This is a genomic window from Rhizobium sp. 1399 (assembly GCF_031455475.1).
GTDB lineage: Bacteria > Pseudomonadota > Alphaproteobacteria > Rhizobiales > Rhizobiaceae > Rhizobium.
This window is the reverse complement of the sequence record NZ_JAVDSU010000006.1, coordinates 16,145-33,740: the sequence shown is the minus strand read 5'-3', so window position 1 is coordinate 33,740 and position 17,596 is coordinate 16,145. Positions and strand designations below refer to the sequence as shown.

At 58.8% G+C, this 17,596-nt stretch carries 19 protein-coding genes and 3 pseudogenes; 11 read left to right on the top strand and 11 right to left on the bottom strand.

The genetic code is table 11. The annotated features are described in order from the left end of the window. Positions 1-395: 395 nt before the first annotated feature. Positions 396-632 (bottom strand): annotated as a pseudogene (locus J2X71_RS19545) (phosphatase PAP2 family protein); the annotation flags it as partial. Between the two features lie 666 nt (positions 633-1,298). On the opposite strand from J2X71_RS19545, the gene J2X71_RS19540 reads away from it, so the two are divergent. The 5 genes and pseudogenes from J2X71_RS19540 to J2X71_RS19520 all read left to right on the top strand — a co-directional run bounded on the left by J2X71_RS19540 (position 1,299) and on the right by J2X71_RS19520 (position 5,069). Continuing rightward, a complete protein-coding gene (locus J2X71_RS19540) occupies positions 1,299-1,820 on the top strand; it encodes a hypothetical protein (protein ID WP_310384062.1) in 522 nt (173 codons plus the stop codon). A 125-nt stretch (positions 1,821-1,945) separates the two neighbouring features. Beyond that, positions 1,946-2,234 (top strand): annotated as a pseudogene (locus J2X71_RS19535) (DDE-type integrase/transposase/recombinase); the annotation flags it as partial. Positions 2,235-2,812: 578 nt separating this feature from the next. Continuing rightward, on the top strand, positions 2,813-3,859 hold the full coding sequence (locus tag J2X71_RS19530; protein WP_310384060.1) for a catalase family peroxidase: 1,047 nt from the start codon (positions 2,813-2,815) through the stop codon (positions 3,857-3,859). Continuing rightward, positions 3,856-4,395, top strand: a complete 540-nt coding sequence (locus tag J2X71_RS19525) for a cytochrome b (RefSeq protein WP_310384057.1) — start codon at positions 3,856-3,858, stop codon at positions 4,393-4,395. The genes J2X71_RS19530 and J2X71_RS19525 overlap by 4 nt, the downstream gene beginning before the upstream one ends. Positions 4,396-4,616: 221 nt before the next feature. Then, the gene (locus J2X71_RS19520) at positions 4,617-5,069 is read left to right on the top strand and encodes an esterase/lipase family protein (protein WP_405049735.1); all 453 of its coding nucleotides are present in this window, start codon (positions 4,617-4,619) and stop codon (positions 5,067-5,069) included. 207 nt (positions 5,070-5,276) lie between these two features. Here the strand turns inward: J2X71_RS19520 and J2X71_RS19515 are convergent. The 10 genes and pseudogenes from J2X71_RS19515 to J2X71_RS19470 all read right to left on the bottom strand — a co-directional run bounded on the left by J2X71_RS19515 (position 5,277) and on the right by J2X71_RS19470 (position 11,260). Continuing rightward, positions 5,277-5,546, bottom strand: a pseudogene (locus J2X71_RS19515) (type II toxin-antitoxin system RelE/ParE family toxin). A 442-nt stretch (positions 5,547-5,988) separates the two neighbouring features. Further along, on the bottom strand, positions 5,989-7,002 hold the full coding sequence (locus J2X71_RS19510; protein ID WP_310384055.1) for a PHB depolymerase family esterase: 1,014 nt from the start codon (positions 7,000-7,002) through the stop codon (positions 5,989-5,991). A gap of 371 nt (positions 7,003-7,373) precedes the next feature. Continuing rightward, positions 7,374-7,838: an NUDIX domain-containing protein gene (locus J2X71_RS19505; RefSeq protein ID WP_310384054.1), complete on the bottom strand. Its 465-nt coding sequence runs from the start codon at positions 7,836-7,838 to the stop codon at positions 7,374-7,376. 524 nt (positions 7,839-8,362) lie between these two features. Next, entirely contained in the window at positions 8,363-8,629 is a 267-nt protein-coding gene (locus J2X71_RS19500; protein WP_310384053.1) for a hypothetical protein, read from the bottom strand. A gap of 2 nt (positions 8,630-8,631) precedes the next feature. Beyond that, positions 8,632-8,808, bottom strand: a complete 177-nt coding sequence (locus tag J2X71_RS19495; RefSeq protein WP_310384051.1) for a hypothetical protein — start codon at positions 8,806-8,808, stop codon at positions 8,632-8,634. A 56-nt stretch (positions 8,809-8,864) separates the two neighbouring features. Further along, entirely contained in the window at positions 8,865-9,161 is a 297-nt protein-coding gene (locus J2X71_RS19490) for a hypothetical protein (protein ID WP_310384049.1), read from the bottom strand. 168 nt (positions 9,162-9,329) lie between these two features. Continuing rightward, on the bottom strand, positions 9,330-9,779 hold the full coding sequence (locus J2X71_RS19485) for a hypothetical protein (protein WP_310384045.1): 450 nt from the start codon (positions 9,777-9,779) through the stop codon (positions 9,330-9,332). Positions 9,780-9,900: 121 nt separating this feature from the next. Further along, positions 9,901-10,080, bottom strand: coding sequence for a GrpB family protein (locus J2X71_RS19480; protein ID WP_310384043.1), 180 nt, complete (start codon positions 10,078-10,080; stop codon positions 9,901-9,903). A 345-nt stretch (positions 10,081-10,425) separates the two neighbouring features. Continuing rightward, entirely contained in the window at positions 10,426-10,965 is a 540-nt protein-coding gene (locus J2X71_RS19475) for an MFS transporter (protein WP_310384041.1), read from the bottom strand. Between the two features lie 79 nt (positions 10,966-11,044). Beyond that, a complete protein-coding gene (locus J2X71_RS19470) occupies positions 11,045-11,260 on the bottom strand; it encodes a hypothetical protein (RefSeq protein WP_310384039.1) in 216 nt (71 codons plus the stop codon). Positions 11,261-11,589: 329 nt separating this feature from the next. Here J2X71_RS19470 and J2X71_RS19465 point away from each other — a divergent pair, with 329 nt between their 5' ends. Genes J2X71_RS19465 through J2X71_RS19440 form a run of 6 tightly spaced genes read left to right on the top strand, consistent with a single transcriptional unit; the run spans position 11,590 to position 17,592 of the window. After that, the gene (locus J2X71_RS19465) at positions 11,590-12,624 is read left to right on the top strand and encodes an ABC transporter substrate-binding protein (RefSeq protein WP_310384037.1); all 1,035 of its coding nucleotides are present in this window, start codon (positions 11,590-11,592) and stop codon (positions 12,622-12,624) included. A gap of 5 nt (positions 12,625-12,629) precedes the next feature. After that, positions 12,630-13,448, top strand: coding sequence for an ABC transporter ATP-binding protein (locus tag J2X71_RS19460; RefSeq protein WP_310384034.1), 819 nt, complete (start codon positions 12,630-12,632; stop codon positions 13,446-13,448). After that, the gene (locus tag J2X71_RS19455) at positions 13,445-14,278 is read left to right on the top strand and encodes an ABC transporter permease (RefSeq protein WP_310384032.1); all 834 of its coding nucleotides are present in this window, start codon (positions 13,445-13,447) and stop codon (positions 14,276-14,278) included. Before J2X71_RS19460 ends, J2X71_RS19455 begins: the two co-directional genes overlap by 4 nt. Positions 14,279-14,306: 28 nt before the next feature. Further along, entirely contained in the window at positions 14,307-15,665 is a 1,359-nt protein-coding gene (locus tag J2X71_RS19450) for an FAD-dependent oxidoreductase (RefSeq protein WP_310384030.1), read from the top strand. Next, positions 15,662-16,819, top strand: coding sequence for a CaiB/BaiF CoA-transferase family protein (locus J2X71_RS19445; RefSeq protein ID WP_310384026.1), 1,158 nt, complete (start codon positions 15,662-15,664; stop codon positions 16,817-16,819). Before J2X71_RS19450 ends, J2X71_RS19445 begins: the two co-directional genes overlap by 4 nt. Next, positions 16,816-17,592, top strand: coding sequence for an enoyl-CoA hydratase-related protein (locus J2X71_RS19440; RefSeq protein ID WP_310384024.1), 777 nt, complete (start codon positions 16,816-16,818; stop codon positions 17,590-17,592). Before J2X71_RS19445 ends, J2X71_RS19440 begins: the two co-directional genes overlap by 4 nt. Positions 17,593-17,596: the final 4 nt, after the last annotated feature.

Below are 17,596 nucleotides of genomic sequence, written 5' to 3'. Positions count from 1 at the left end.
TCCGTCTTGTCCTCGAACATCCACTTACTGGCATAGTCATACCAGTCGGTGAACAGGCCGGATGGGCTTTGCCAGTAGAACGCCTTGTAGCTGTGGGGGAATTTTCGCTCAAACTGGCGGACTGCATCCGTCTCGGCCTTCACGGCCGCAGACTTGCAGTCGGGCGGAGGCGGTGGCCTGAATTCATCGGCTGTCTCGAGCAGGATCGGCCTCCAGTTTGGCATGGTTGCATTGGCGGGTTTGTCTCCGACCCACATGCACGGCCCGGTCGGCACCGTGCCAGTCCAGACGGCATCGGAGCCGTCGACCTTTGCCCGCGCAATCACCTGCTCTGCCACGCGTCGCCCCAGTTCGAGGCCGGCAGAAGAGTCGCTTGGGAACTGGACCCCGGCAAGGACACGCGACTGTGCGGCTTCTTCGGCCATCGCCTGGAACGACAACGCCTCGTCGGGAAAGAAATAGGCAAGAACGGTCGCGGCGGCTCCAGCGGCTGCCGCGTGTTCGGATGGATAAGCAGGACTCCGAGGCGTAGGTAGCGCAGTCGGCAGTGTCGTATCCACCTCGCTCGGGCGGGGGCGATTGTAGAAGTATTTCGACTCCCAAGCCGCGATGGTGGCGTCGTAGACCGCCATCGTCAAATAGGTGTAGACGCGATGCGCATTGGGAATCGTCTGGTTTGCGAGAAGACGGTTGTTGACCAGGTCGATCCATCGATAGCCGGGCGAGCCAGCGTCCCAGAATGTGATCTTGGCGGCGACCTGCGCATCGTTCTTTGCGACAAGTTCGCGGACCTGCTCCAACTCAGTTGCGGAAGTATCCGGTGGGGGCGAGACTCGGAAGTCTTTGCCCGACGTGATTACCCACGTCTTCCACATTCCAGCGTTTGGCTCTATCTGATCCGATTGGGCGAAAGCGAAGTTCCCTGACAAAAGGATTAGCGCGCAGGCCCTGCTAAAGCCGCTAAGCATTTTCGACCCCCATAGTTGATCCCCGGCCCAAAGACGGAAGGTTTCTGTTTTGACGGCCGTCCCACTTACTATTTTAGCTTTCTCTAATTATACCGCGAAGCGCTGCCAAGTAAAAGGATCAAAAATGAGAGCAGGTTGCGGTATGAAAATGTCCGCTCTCTGGCTCGATAGATGACGACCGTTACGACCGTCTTGCGGGCGCTTTGGCTCTGTGGCGGCGCGTCGGCTGTGCGCCATTTGCGGTCGTTGACGTAAGGAATAGTCTTCTTAAGATATTTCGGCATTAGTCGCCGAATGGCCCTTATCGCCTGCATTTATGGAGATACCACAATGCAATCCTCGTTTTTCGGCACCGATGCCGATATTTTGCAAGTGTGGCGGTGGCTCTTCGATACGCCGGAGATGAGGATTTTCGAAAGTTACTCCGTTCCCGACCAGGCCAACCAATGGTTTGTATCGTGGGACGATATTGTCGAATGCTATTACGAGGGTCGCTCCACACTTGTAGCATGGCCCGAAAATGTCGGCGGAGTTCCCTACGGTGAACACATCACCTTTACCGATGAAACTCAACGAGAACTCGGTGCTGTGGGCCGCAACGTCTTGCACAGCCCGGCCGCTATAAATGTCATCCGCAACAACAACCAAAATGGCTGTCTAGCCGATACGAGGATAACTTCATGGGAGGAAAAAAGCGTTCGGCAGCGCTCGATATTTTCAGACGTATATATCGACAGCGTGGATTGGAAGGCCTTTCGTTCGATATGCGGTGCCATCCAGCGAAAGATAAAGAAAATATCCCAAGCGAAACTCTGCCCTGCCCTATCATGCCTGATGCGTTCGAAAAACTAAACGCTGGCCAAATCAAATTATGGGGTTGGGGCGAAGAGTGCGACCATCAATCGCCTCACGTTATCGCCCTCGAATCATGACCGCTTCGGGCCGGAACCTGCCGCGATCGCTCACGCCATTTGTGTCAATTCCGCAGCTACATCAAGCCGATCCGAACCCTCGCGGCAGGCGCCGAGCATCGGGCGCACAAAGGACTCAATAATGCGTTCGAAGTCTCACAGGCCGACACGAAAGCGGGAGAAGATATTCGGCCGGTTCAAGTCACCGCGGCAAGCACAGAGGTTTCTCGCTGCCCACGACCAGATCAATCTGATCTTCCGGCCCCGCCGCCACAAAATCAACGCCGCGTCTTGCCGTCACGCCAGGGCGGATGCTGCCCTCTGGCATGACTACACCGCAGAAATGACCGCCTGAGCTCGGTCCAGTTGGTCGCGCGCAACTTGCTTCAAACAACTTGGCGATACCTCTTCGCTTTGAAGGAATTCGCACCTCCACGGGCCGCACAGACGAGCGCTTTCAACTGTTGCTCGTTGTGAACACCTTGTCGAAAGAGTTCGATGATGACGAGCGATGCACCTCCGTTGGACGGAAGCGGTAGAGCATCACCCTCCCACCAGTCGACGTTCAGGTGAGGCAGCAAACCCCATACTCTGCAGACCCGACCCCGCCATATGCATCGATCCAACAGGATTGCTGATAAAGAAGCGTATCGGAGCTTTCAGCATCGCGACGCGCGGATACGCGTGGGGAAAGCGGGAATTCGCGTCACACGAGGGCGTGAGGAAGGGCAGCCGGAGATGCACCGCAATCTTGATGCAAACCCTCGGCACGCTGGCCGAGCTCTTAGACTGTTCGCGGCGAGGGTTTGACCTGGCAGCTCGACGGTGGCATCTTCCCTCTGCGCCCTGCGCATAGAACCCGGCTACTTCTCATTGTCTACTGAAATCGAAGCCCCCGCACCGCGTTGAACGAGCACGAAGGGAGAGTCTTGGATGCCTGGCCCGCAGCGTTCCGCCCTAGGATCCCTCGTATTGATAGCGGCCGTCGTAGGTTTCGGGGTCGGCGCGTTTGCCTACACTGCTGGATGGCTCAGCCCTGACCGCCTTACGTCGACGAAGCTCGTAAGTGCGTTGGCGCCTCCTGGCGGCCCCGCTCTCGGACATCGGAGGAACCACGCAAAGGGCGTCTGCTTCACTGGCACATTCGAAGCGAACGGCAACGGTAGTGCAATTTCACGGGCGTCAATGCTTGCCGCCGGACAATACCCCGTCCTTGGCCGCTTCAACCTCGCAACGCCGGACCCGAATGCTGCCGATGCGACAGTTCGAGTTCGGGGCGTTGGCGTGCAGATCTCGGCGCCTGACGGCAACGTCTGGCGGATGGCTCTGATCGATCCGCCTGTTTTCGCGGTCTCCACGCCGCAAGGTTTCTACGATTTGCTTAATGCGTCCTCGAGCAAGAATCCGGAAGCGATGAAAGGATTTGTGGCAGCGCATCCAGAATTCGCTGCGTTCGGCGAGTGGGCGACCAAGGCTCCCTGGACGGCCAGCTACGCCGAGGTGGCGTTCAACAGCCTCAATGCATTCATTTTCAAGGATGGGTCGGGCGCAGAGCACGCCGTTCGTTGGTCTTTGCGTCCGGAGGCGCAGGCCGCGCCGATCACGGCCGAAGACTTCGCCAAGCTCGGCGCCAATCATCTTGAGCAAGATATAACCGAACGCGTTGGAAGGTCGCCTCAGCATTGGACGCTGGTGCTGACGGTGGCCGATCCCTCCGATCCAATATCAGATCCTACCAAGGCCTGGCCGCCGGGGCGGCGTACTGTCGAAGCTGGAACTCTGGTCGTGCAGAAAATCGAGCCGGAGGCGGACGGCCCGTGCCGAGACATCAATTTCGACCCGACCATCCTGCCTGACGGAATCAAGCTTTCCGATGATCCGTTCCCCGCGGCCCGCTCGGCAGCCTATGCCAGATCCTATGATCTGCGGACATCGGAAGCGAGCAGTTATCCTCGAACCGGAGCGAGCGCGAAGCCATGACGGACGGCATCAAGACACGATTCTCCACCATCCAGCGCTTGTTGCACTGGCTGATGGCGATAGGCATCCTGGCAATGCTCTTCATCGGCGTCGGAATGGTTTCCACCATCGGACGTCAGTATGTGCCGCTCTTGCTGACGCACAAGACGCTAGGGATCGCCATTCTTGTCCTTGCCCTGGTTCGCCTCGCGGTTCGCTTCATATCCGGCGCTCCACCGTTGCCCGCAAACCTTCCGGAACCGATGAAGCTTGCCGCCCATCTGTCCCACGTAGGTTTGTACGTGCTGATGATAGGGATGCCCTTGATCGGGTGGGCGATGTTGTCCGCCGCCGCTTATCCAGTCGTACTCTATGGCGGCATAAGGCTCCCCCCGATACTGCCGCAGAGCGACACCCTGCACGCACTCCTCTGGAGCGCGCATTACTATCTTGCCTTCGCGTTCTTCGCTCTTGTGTTGATGCATCTTGCGGCGGCGCTTTTTCACGGGCTCGTCCGTCGCGATGGGGTCCTCGAAACGATGCTGCCCGGCAGATAGCGGTGGTGTTCGTGAAAGGGCTATCGTCACCACCAGGCCTTCAACCGAGGCGGCGCTGAGTGTGATCATTCGGCCATAGAGTTCGCTTTCCTGGAACCGTCCATTGGCGGCCAACCACGAGCTCACGCCAGCCCCGAACCAGGCCTGGCTTCCCGGGGCTCCCTGATTTCCTTTTGACCGAGAGACTGCATTTGACATGACCGACACCGTTGTTCTTCTCCATGGCATCAGGAGGACCAGCCCTTCCATGCGCAAGTTTGAAAAGCCCTGCAGACCCAAGGCTCATTACCCGCAACGTTGACTACCCTTCGACCCGCTACCCCATTGAACGGCTGGCGCAGATCGTTGCTGAGGAAGTCGGAGATGCGGCTGAGAGCAACCGAGAAGGCCGTCTTCACCTGATAGGACATTCCATGGGTGGATTGGTCATCAGGGCCATGTTGAAGGACTACCGACCATCAAATCTCGGGCGGGTGGTAATGATCGGTACTCCAAATAATGGCAGTCAAGTCGCAGATTTCTTAAAAAAGTGCCGCTGCATAAAACAGCTTTCGGCCCAGCCGGCCAGCAGCTTGTCACCGATCAGAGCACGTTCGCCCATATTTTCGGTCCGGTGGATTTCGAACTGGGCATCATCGCCGGAACCCGAACCATCGATCCCGTCTCGTCATTGATCATTGGCTATCAAATAACCAACGACGGCAAGGTAAGTGTAGAATGCACGCGACTTGCCGGAGCCGGTAGGTGGTTCGAACTGGTTCAAGGCGCTCATCGGTGGAGCTTGCCGCCTCGAAGAAACGAAAGGGCTTGCGCCAGCTGCCGACCATATCGCAATCGCGGCCAACCACACATTCATTCCATCGAACAAAGGAGCTCGAAGTCTAGCTCGCTGGCAAAGTGTCTGGCCATTCCTGCGCCCGCGGAGGACGCGAAGAATACGAACAGATGCTTCCGTTACCGCATCCGCCGCGACATACGGCCCGTTGATTACCAGTTCGCGCGTGCTAGCAATTCTGCCAACACGACCGCTCGCGGGAAATCAATCAGACGACGGACGGCAGCGACGATCCGTTCATCGACAAGGATGGCGGCTGAAGGATTATCTGCCTCGATATATGTGAGGATGGCGTGCGATCCGATAACGCGAACACAGACTAGATGCCGTAATGGGCCGGCGTCTCATGAGTAGCCAGTTGGGTGGCTGTCCCTCAGAATGATGATGTTTTGGAACGAGGTCCGAGCGATCGGCCTCAAGCATCATGAGAGGAACAGCCATGGAGTATTATGCCGGAATCGACCTCTCGCTGAAAGAGACATGCCATCCCCGAAAACGATCGTCGTCAGGCGCGCTCCCTCCGGTTGGCAGAAGCCGAACGGCCACAATCCTCGACCGTTCGGTTCGAAAGCTTCGGGAAGTGTTGCAGTCCCGCACTAGCGGCGCTGATTTAGATTTTGCTAATATTTTATTTGGCGATTCGGATGGAAGCCGGTGGCGAGCGAGGTCGTCAGCGTCGCAGACAACGCCGGCCTGCACCCCCACAGAGGAAAAGGCGCGGTGCCTCGTCGGCCTCACGCAGCGCTCGGCCTCACTGATTACACCTTTTTCAAGCCCCAGATCCGAAGAAGTTCGAGCGGAGCGGAAATTGCCGCTTGAAGAACGTAAGGATCGGATACGTTCGGTCGCTTGCCTGTCGCAGCACCACGTATCGGGAGACCGTGTCCAAATCCGTCCAGGGAATACAAAGACACCGCGGGCGATCGTGCCGATTTCCACCTGGTGAGTGTGCCCCAGCGTTTCATGGTGATTTTACCCTCGCTCTCACCGGTACCGGTCACATCCAGCCATTGTGCCGCGGAAGACGAGGCATTGGTCGGATTGACAACCCTGTCGCCCGATCCCTGCCAGATCGAGATCGGCGGCCAGAGCATTGCGGTCGGCGAGACATTCCGAACAAGGCTGCCCCACTCACCAGGAGCTTTCGATACACCCGAGCGCATGGCACGGAGTGCAGACATGGCGTCCCTTGCGGCACCGAAGGGCATGCCGGCGATCATGGCAGCGCCCGCGAACCTCTCGGGGTAGGTTGCGACAAGCGCAGAGACCAGCGCCGCGCCTGCCGACAGCCCGACGATGTAGATCCGGGATCGATCGACGCGGTGACGACCGCAAGCATGTTCGATCATGTGGTGGACAGACATCACCTCGCCGCGGTCGCGAGCGACTGCGCTTGGCCGAAACCAATTGAAGCATCGCCGGGCGTTGTTGCCTTCAGTCTGCTCGGGATAGAGAAGGATGAATCCGCGTTTGCGAGCCAAGGTAGTGAACCCGCTGGCAGCATCAAGACTCTCAGCGGTCTGCCCGCATCCGTGGAGAACGACCACAAGCGGCGGATTTGCGGATGCTTGCCCCGGCGCATACAGCTTCATGATCAATCGGCCCGGATTGCTGCCGAAGCCGGTGACCTCGGCAAGAATGGTCTTGCCTCTAGAGCGATTGGACCGCGGTTTGGTTCGCTTCGGTGCAGGTGTCGAAAGGGTCTTTGCGACCACCCGAGCGAATTTATTCTGGGATTTGAACAAGCGTGACAGCTTGGGGAATTTGAACATCTAAGAATATACCGGTTGGTTCCACAGCGGCTCGCCATCCGCCGACATCTTCGTTGCAATGTTTTCCTTCGGCCCACTGGCCAGACAGGCTGGTCGTGACACAGCTTCTGTTTCGCGCGTTAGTTGCGTGGTAGCTTCCAATATTTGGGATCCGCGAGCTGGAGGACGTGGGGAGCACGTTTCGCATCACCAAAATGACTTTTCTCCAGCATGGTTCCGTTTGATCGGTTGCGCAATCGGGTCGATCGGGTATGCGGACTGGTAGCTAATGGTGAAGTCTGTCAGGGTAGCGTGTAAATGGCGATCCATCGCGTGCGAAGCAAGTCATGGCTGCCACGCGTGCGGCGCATCGCGGTCGTCGGTGCACTTGGCTATGAAATCAGCTCGGCCAGCTTGTCGAGCATGGAGCGCTGCCCCTTCAAGATCTTCGCGGCGGCTTCATTCAAGAAAAACCAGCCGGCACGGTCAACTTCCGGAAAGGTTTTCATCCTGCCAGACTTCGGCGGCCACTCCATAGTGAATGTCGAGCTGCGGACGTCGTCCACGTCGAGGTTGGGGTCCGCTTCGACGGCCCAGGCGACAACGGTCTTCCCGCCGGGCTGGCGATATGCGCCGAGTGGCAGAAACTCGCCATCGACCGCAATGCCCAGCTCCTCGTCCGTCTCCCGGATCGCCGCCGCGAGATCGTCTTCGCCCGACTCGACGAGCCCTTTCGGGATCGACCACGCGCCCTCGTCCTTCTTCGCCCAGAACGGGCCGCCGGGATGCACGAGAAGCACCTCGACGTCGCGGTCAATCCTCCGGAACACGAGGAGCCCGGCGCTACGGAGAGGCATGAAGAGACTTCTCGTTCGTGAAGCCGGGGGGCACTCGTCGCAGATCCGCCAACCGTCGTCGCCCATCCGCTGATTGGACTGCGTACGGCAGAGACATATGTACCGTATCTGCGGCGTTTCCCGATTGTCGGGCTGGATGGACCACCATCGACATAACCGCGCGGGAGTCCAGGGGTTCTGACAGAAGCATGGGAGAACCTTAAATTAGATTTTAATCAATCGTAGCTGAATTGCGCTGATGGTAAAGCGCACGATCAAGCCGCCACGTTCAATACCGCGCGCCCGAGAGGATGAAACTGGGCACTCCTATGTTATTGTTTGCGCGGTTTAGTTCTGGTCTACGCTTTTTGGGATGCTGGACCCGCCGCCGTTCGGAACGAACTGTCAGGCGGCTCTGCGCAGCTCGCTGACAAGCCTGACGCGGCTGTGGCTATCCAGCCAGCCGGCTGCGGCAAGCGTCCAGGCCCTTCCTGAGCCAGTCCACCGTTAAACTTCCCATTCCTGGCGCAGTGAAGTTTCAAATTTCATGAAATTGGCCATTTGTTACCCGTTTTTTCAAGGAAATTACCGTTTTTCATGGCATGGTCGTCTGAGAACGCAATTTCAGACGATAGATCGAATTCGCCGGCGACGCTCCTTTTCATGGCGATGGCGGTCGCGATGCTCAACCGTGAAGACGATGCGGGTAGTACCACGCACATCTTGCATGTCGCGCTAGTCTCCACATTTCGGAAAAACAGATGGTTCGATGGAGCGGGCTCACCTTGCCGCAACGCCTCTTCCGGCAACATCGTTACTGCGCCTCCTCAACCGGATAGACCCTCACAAGATGCTGCTCGATCTCGTCACGGTCGAAAATGAAACTCTCTGGCTTCACCATCCAATTAAGCTCCGCGTCTTCCTGATTCTCGGCCTCGCATTCCCAAATTTCCTGCACGGTGATCTTCAGCTCAATGCGGTATTTTGGCATTGCCGCCCTCCTCTCATCAATGACACGGCGTTGAAGCGATAGCCGATTTCGGAGCGTTACTGGACACCGGACCTGTCGGGTGGTCTGCCATCCTCGGGAAAATCCAGAAACTTGATATGCAAAAGCGCCGTAACCGCCGCGTCTCTGATCAATCCGAGCGAGCGTTCGACCTCGGCGTACCGCCAGTATCCCGCCCTATCCTGCGCCCGCACTTCCGGACTGAAACCATGCTCCTGGATATAGGTCAGCATGCTGGTGATGGTGCGGATGCTGCTCTCGATCTGGCTCTCCCGCGCGTCGGTCTTATCCATTTCCATCCGAAAGGCATCTTCACCGGTTTTTACAATCTTCATGCGTCAATCCTTTTTGACCGTCCCGCATCCCGGAAAGCGACCTTGATCATGGTCACCGCATCCGCACGGGGGAACGTCAGCTCGATGCCGAGCGCCCCGGAAAACGCCATCCACGCGTCCGGATGATCGGGTCGATGCCATAGTCAATCTGCGCGATTCGTAGCGGGCTCATGACGTCGCGGAGCATGTGAACCTGAACGTCCCAGGCCTCGGCGTCTCCATTCGTGAAGAGGTTCCTGCGAGGTATGGGCTCTGGATAGGCCGCCATGTCTGTGCTCCTTGCGCACGCAAATATTCATCCCGCTGCTCGGCAAGAGTTTGTCCAAGGGCAAGCCTCCGCACGATATCCGCTCTTTTCGCGAGGGCATGCGCGCGGTGATGGAAAACACAGGCTTCCATTTTCAGGGTCTGGGCGGATTTGATCGGCTCTGCTTCGCTCTCGGCGATGTTCTCGCGAATTTTGGCGATCTGTCGCTCCATGATATCGAGCATGACCTTGATGTCCTCTTGCTCGGCGAGCGGGCCATCATTTCCAGTGGTAGTATCAGCAAGCGGAACGGCAGCACCCATGGCGGCGATTGCGGAACCTGAAACGAACTGGCGGCGGCTTATGCTCATGACATACTCCTTCGGTTTCCGCGCGGGCGTGCCGCGCAGGTTCGAACCAATTATTTCTGAGATGCGAGAACGGATTTTACGCCGATATCGGAGGAAGTGAATCCTGTTTATTTTTTGAAATTCACGCCCCGACTCTTGACACATCCGGGCGGGAGACTTCGACCAAGATGATTTCCGGCTTTGCAGAAAGTCCAGGAACCGCAGTGCTGCCTACATGATAAATCGCAGCAACCTGAGCGCCGCAACTCTGTCGGTCATCCAAAACCTTTCTGAAAGCAGCATACGCGCATTCGGCCGACATTAAGTGAAAGCAGGGCTATCATCAGTCCGAAGAGAGCCACTTCGGGCCTGATAGAACTGCAGAGCGAGTCACAACCGCCCAGCATCGTGTCTGCGCTGCCGCTATTGGCGAAGTTGCCGTCCACACTCATGGCGGCAGTCTTCGAAGCCCCTGGATCATTCCCGCAGGGGCTTTTATCGGCCTGGCAGATATCACAGTGAGGCATAATTCCAGGGCAAGAGACCCTCAATCTGGCTTTGCTTGTGGGTAGCGGGGGTCCCGGGCGCACTTGATCAAGATGCTTTAGGCGTTTCGAACTGTCTTGCGAGGCGGGGACGACTGCATCGCGCCAATTGCAGTCCTACTCTAGCTTTTCGAAGCCGGGCATAAAACCAATGAGGGGCTCGCTCTTAATGTCTCTGACGCTTGTCGCATCTGAGCGCCATAAGCCGATGCCCATTGCTCAGGCGTGAAATCTGGAACCGGGCGAATGCCTTCGATTATGGCGACTGTATCATCGTGCTTGAGCGAGAATGTCGTAACAAGGTTCCCTTTTGGCAATGGCGAGGACATGGAAACGCGATGCGAACCGATATCCTCAAGGGTGACATTCTCCATCTGGACCCGATAGGCCGCCCCGTCGAAGGCGACGAAGTTGCCGTCTCGAATGGCCCAGAATGGCCCCTCACATCCAGTCCCAATGTAGGTAAGCGTCAGCACGGTCTTGCGCCCCACCCTATCCGACAGCGAGCCCGCGAAAGGAGCCGCGACGGCACCCACCAGGGGGCCGATCCCCAGGAGCGCACCAATCATGGCCGGGCCAAGACCGAATGACTGTTGCAGCTTGATGGCAAGGAACGAGAGCGTCGTGGCGCGCGCGATTATGACAAGACCTGATCCTGCCACAAGGAAGAGGACGTAGTTCAGTCGTTGTTTTTCGTGCTACATCGTCGTCCTCAGCAAATCATAGCGATCAATCGTTGCGCTACTGGTTACACAGATTTTTCCCGGCCGTCTCAGTCAGATGAAACGCGGTTTTTGCAACTGAGATGTCAGCGGGCGCCTCTGGCGTCCCGCGGCGCGCGAAAAGTGCAATTTTTTCCAATAAAGACCCGCTGTAGGCGAGATCCGACAGCAGGCGGATCGTTTTCCATCCACGGCCTATGAGCACCAGGAACAGGATGAGGCAGACGGCCACCACAGGAGACGGTTTCCTTTACGTTCGACCAGATGACCGTCGCGCGTTTCAGAGAGACCTTCCCACATGCCAGGTGGAGCGGTCGCCTCCAGTCCTGGGCCGTGCCCCGAAAGACCGCGCGCAAGCGCATATCTTTATGTCCATATCTTTCCGCTCCCCCGCATCTCCGCACCGGCATCAACTAAAACGAACGGCAGGTATCGTTGCCTTTTTGGCAATATAGAATGCGCATAATTGTTCTTTATTAGAACGCGAGATTCCCCCATCATCCGGCAATTGGTGGATAACGAGACGAAAAGTCCGATCGCCCAATCAACAGGGGAACTATCAGCATGTCTCAATTCATGATGAATCGCCGCCGTTTTCTATCCAATGCCGCCTTGGTTGGCGGCCTCGCTGCAACCCAGACCTTTATCGGGATCCGCGCCGGCAAGGCGGCCGATGTTGCCGAAGTTCGCATGCAGCTCGGCTGGCTAGCCTCGAATGGCCTTATCGGTGAGGTCGCCGCCCAGAAGAAGGGCTTTTTCACCGAGCAGGGCATCAATCTCACCATCGTCCCCGGCGGTCCGAATGTCGATGGCGTCGCCGGCGTTGCGGCAGGTCAATCCACGATCGGCCAAATTTCCTCAAGCCCGTCCGTCATGCTCGCGCGGTCGGCGGGCATGCCGGTCAAGGCGTTCCTTGCCGGATATCGCAAGCATCCATTTGCGTATTTCTCCCTGAAGAAGTCGCCGATCCGCGAGCCGAAGGACATGATCGGCAAGACGATCGCGACGCAACCGACGGCTTTCATCCTTTTGCGCGCGCTGCTGGCCCAGAACGGCATTCCCGAAGACAAGGTGAAGATGGTCAACATGGGTTCGGACATGAACCAGTTGATGACGGGGCAGGCCGATGCCGTCACCGGCTGGGTCACGAACACCAACGCCCTGAAGGTGCTTGGCGACGAGCGCGTCGACATGATGTTGTGGGACGCCGGGCTGAAGCTTTATGCCAACGTCTATTATACGACCGACGAACAGCTGGATAAACACGCAGACGTGCTGGTGCGCTTCACGACGGCTGCGGCCAAGGGTTGGGGTTACGTGCGCGACCATCCGGAAGAAGCCGTTGATATGCTCGTCGACGCCTATCCCAACCTCGATAAGGCAAGCGAGCTGGAGGCTGTTCAGCCTGTCATCGATTTCTCCTTCGGCGACAGCACCAAAGAGACCGGTTGGGGCGCAATGAACAAGGACAATTGGGCGGCACAGATCAAAGCCTATGCCGATCTCAAGCAATTTGCAGGTGCCACACCGACCGTAGACGACGTCGCTAGCATGGCGATCCTCGACGCGACAACCGAAATCCGCAAACAAATCGGGTGAACGTCATGATGAACGCCGCCACCATCAAGCAGCCACAGCCGATGGCAACAGCCGAAATGGCACGACTTGCCGTCTCCATTCGTGATTTGGATATTCGTTTCGGCAACAAGGGCAATGAATTCACTGCCCTCTCGAAGGTCTCTGTCGACATTCCAGAGGGATCGTTCGTCACGATGCTCGGCCCGTCCGGGTGCGGCAAGTCGACCTTGCTGCGCTGCATCGCCGATCTTGTCCATATCAGCGACGGTTTGGTCTCGGTATTCGGCCGGCCGCCGCGCGACGCACGCCAGGGGCGCGACTTCGCCTTCGTCTTTCAGGAGGCAACGCTTCTGCCGTGGCGGAGCGTCATCGACAACGTTCGCCTGCCGCTGGAAGTCGGCAAGCATGACAAGAGCGCCTATGCCGATCCCATGGAGCTGCTGGCACTCGTCGGCCTCAAGGGGCGCGAAAATGCTCTTCCGCATGAATTGTCGGGTGGCATGCGCCAGCGGGTCGCCATCGCCCGTGCCCTGGTAACCAAGCCGCGCATCCTTTTGATGGACGAGCCATTCGGCGCTCTTGACGAAATCACCCGTGACAAGCTCAACGAGGAACTCTTACGCATCTGGCGCGAGACGGGCACCACTATCGTCTTCGTAACCCATTCGATCCCGGAGGCAGTCTTTCTCGGCCAGCACGTGCTTATGCTGCAGGCCCATCCCGGCAGAGTGAAAGAATTCATGAAAGTCGATCTTCCCTACCCCCGCGCCCTTGCGATGCGCGACACGGTCGACTTCATCAAGGTGACCGCGCATCTGCGCGCGCTGCTGGAGGAATGCATATGAGCAACGCCGTGCACTCTGACTTCAGTCGCGTGGCCAAGACGCCGCGTAAGGTTGCCATCCTCGACGCAACCGTCGGAGTTTTCTCCTCGCACATGCCGGCGATCCTTGCGGCATTCGGCTGCATCGTGCTCTGGCAGGCGGTCATCTGGATCTTCAAGATCCCGACCTTCATGGCGCCGAGCCCACTTGATGTTCTCTATGCCTTTCGCGACAATGCCACGACACTGACGCGAAACGTCCTGCCGACGGTGCTGGAAGCTGTCCTCGGCTTCGTCTTCGGCAATCTTGTCGCCATCCTGCTGGCGATCTGGTTCGTCCACAGCGCGACGGCCGAGAAGGCCTTCTATCCGATCGCGGTCTTCGTCAAGGCGATCCCGATCATCGCGCTTGCGCCGATCCTGGTCCTGATCTTCGGCAATGGAATCGCTCCGAAGATCATCATCGCCGGCCTCATCTGCTTCTTCCCGACGCTGGTCAACATGGTGCAGGGACTTCGCTCCGCCAGCCCCGCAATGCTGGACCTGATGCGGGTGCTTTCGGCCAGCAATTCGGAGATCCTCTGGAAGGTCCGTCTGCCAAGCTCGTTGCCATTCCTGTTCGCCGCACTGAAGATTGCCGCAACGAGCAGTGTCATGGGCGCGATCGTCGCGGAATGGATCGGCTCCAGCTTCGGGCTCGGCGCACTCATCATCGAGGCGACCTACAATTTCCGCTCGCCACTGCTTTACGCAACGGTCGTCATCGCCGCCCTGCTTGCTGTGATCCTCTTCTTTATCGTCTCCGTCGCAGAAGCGAAGATGATCCGGTGGAAGCCGGCCGGACAACACTGAAGCCTTAAGAAAACATCGAGGAACACCAATGGAACAGGTTATTCATCAGCCTGCACGGGATATCCGTGTCGTCGATCGCTCGGATGTCGTCGTGGTCGGCGGTGGCCCGGCAGGGATTGCCGCAGCCGTCTCGGCCGCACGCAACGGCGCCAGCGTCACACTTGTCGAACGCTATCCCTATGTCGGCGGGCTTGCAGCCGGCGGCATGGTGCTCGTGCTCGACGATATGATCAACGAGCTCGAAATCACGGTGCGCGGCATCTGTATGGAGATGATCGAGCGCATGAAGCGCTGGGGGCTCTGCGTGACGCCGAGCGACCGTGATCGCCTGATCGAATTCCGCGATACGCCGGAGGCCTGGCAGCGCTGGGCGCGATGGGGCCTCTTCGACTTCCACACTCAAGCGATGCCACATCCGATCTGCTTTTCCGCCGCCTTCGATCCCGACGCCTTCAAGCGCGCCGCCTATGACATGATCGCCGAGGCGAAGATCAAGCTCAGAACACACAGCTGGTTCTCCTCGGCAATCGTCGAGGGCGGAACGATCAAGGGCGTCCTCTGCCAGACCAAGGAAGGCATGCAGGCAATCCTCGGCGATGTCGTCATCGATACGACGGGCGATCTCGATGTCGCCGCAAGTGCCGGCGCGTCTCATGTCGACTCCAACTTCATCCTGACGACGGTGTCGCGCTGGGGCGGGGTCGATACCGAAGCGGCAGAACGTTTCGAACAGCAGGAGCCGGAAGCCTTCAAGGCGCTCGATCACGAAGCCAAGCGGCTTATCGGCGGTTGCTGGTCCTTCTGGTGGCTGAAGACGCCGCTCCCCGGCGTCGTCTGGCTGAACTGCCCGCATATGCCGACCTTGAGCGGCCTGAAGGTCGAGGATTTGACCAAGGCGGAGATGGAAGGCCGCTCAAGGATCGCGAAACTGCTCGATTTCGCGCGGGAAAAGATGCCGGGCTTCGAGAATGCCTATGTCGTCGATTTCGCGCCGCAGACGGGCGTGCGCCAGACGCGGCTGCTGCAGGGAGACTATGTCGTGACGAAGGACGACGTCATGACCCGCCGGCATTTTGCCGACACGGTCTGCCGCGGCCGCGATTACTACACGCCCTACCGCGCGATGTTGCCCAGAGAGGTCGACCAGCTGATCGTTGCCGGCCGGCACTATTCGGCAACACCACAGGCGCAGAAATCCAGCCGCGAAATCCCTCCCTGCATGGCAATGGGCGAAGCGGCGGGTGTCGCCGCAACCGTCGCCCTCAATGCCGGGACGACCGTTCGCAAGGCAGATATCCGGGCAATTCAGAAGCAGATGCGGGCCCAGGGCGCTGACCCCGGCGATATCCCTTCGGAAAACGCGACATACTTGGAGGCTGCAGAATGACGACTTTGCCACTCGACGGAATCCGCGTGATCGACTTCACACAGGTCATGCTCGGCCCCTCCTGTACGCAGGTGCTGGCCGACTATGGTGCGGAAGTCATCAAGATCGAAAAGGTGAAGATCGGCGATCTCTCGCGCTGGTCTCTGGGCTCCGATCCGGACGGGCTCAACAATCCGGTCTTCTGCTCCTTGAACCGCAACAAGAAGAGCCTGGCACTCGATCTGAAAGAGCCTAGCGCCCGCAAGACCGTCCAGGTGCTGCTTGAGACGGCTGACGTGGTCGTCAACAACTTCCGGCCTGGCGTGATGGAGCGCATGGGCTTTGGCTACGAAGACCTGAAGAAGATCAATCCACGTCTGATCTATGCCGTCGGCACCGGCTTCGGGCTGACTGGACCCTATCAGCACAAGGGTGGCCAGGATGTGCTGGCACAGGCAGTTTCTGGCGTTATGCGCCGCAAGTCGGATAACAGCCACCCGACCTCGATCTATGCCACGCCGCTTGCCGATTATTCGGCCGGCATGCATCTCGTCCAGGGCATCCTGCTCGCCCTGCTGCAACGCGACAAGACCGGCGAAGGACAGCAGGTCGCCGTCAGCCTCTACAACTCCATGATCGCCATGCAGATGCAGGAAGGCACGACGCATCTGATGCGCCAGAAGGACCTGAACTGGGGCGCCTTCCCGCTAACAGGCGTCTTCGAGACGACAGACAGCGCGATCGTCATGGTCGGCGCGTTCAAGCCGAACCCCTTGCGCGATATTTGCGAAGCGCTTGAGATCGAAGACCTCTCGCAATATCCGCACTACAAGGATTTCGATGCGCAGATGGCGCGGCGGCCGGAACTGCAGGCGATCTTCCGCGAAAGTTTCGCCAGGAACAGCACCGCGCACTGGATCGCGCGGCTGGAAGGCGTGGACATCCTCTGCGCGCCGGTGCGCTCGCTCCCCGAGGCGCTGAAAGACGAGCAGACGATCATCAACAAGATGATTCTCGAGGCAGGCGAGACGGCAGCCGGTCCGATCCGCCTGATCGGCTCGCCGATCGACATGTCGGCCGCGCAGGTGACTGTGCGAATTTCTCCGCCGCAGCTCGGCCAGCACAATGACGAAATTCTGGCTTCGCTTTCCGAGGTGCAGGGAGACGCAGCATGAGCGTCTCCTTCACCGTAGGAGATCGCGTCGCCCGCGTGACGCTCGACCGGCCCGACCGGATGAACGCAGTCGATGCCGAGACGGAAGCCGAACTTGAGTCGATCTGGACGGAGATCGAGAAGCGCGACGATATCAACTGCGTCGTTCTGACAGGCTCGGGCGAAAAGGCTTTTTGTGCAGGCGCCGACCTCAAGGGCGGCAACGGCAGTTCCGGCGTCGATTACTGGACCGTCGGCCGGGAAAACGGCTTTGGCGGTCTCGCCTTCCGTCGCTCGCTCGACGTGCCCGTCATCGCCCGCGTCAACGGCTACGCGCTGGGCGGCGGTTTCGAGATGGTGCTTGGCTGCGATATCGTCATTGCGGTGGAGACGGCACGCTTCGGCCTGCCAGAAGCGCGCGTCGGCCGCATGCCGCTCGATGGCGGCATGATCCTGCTGCAGCGCAAGATCGCTTTCAATCGCGCCATGGCCGTCATGCTGACCGGACGGCAATTCAGCGCGCTCGAAATGGCTGACTACGGCATCGTCAACGAAGTGGTGCCGGCTGCGGATCTTGACGCCGCCGTCGATCGCTGGGCTGCGGATATCGTTGCCTGTGCACCGCTGTCGCTGCGCGCCATCAAGCAGACGGTGAATCGCACCGCTCATTTGAGCCCGGCAGAAGCGCAGGCGCTGCGGACGCCCGCCCTGATCAAGGCGTTGAAAAGCGAGGACGCCATGGAGGGTGTGGCTGCCTTCCGCGAGAAGCGGGCGCCCGTTTGGCAGGGCAGATAGGCAT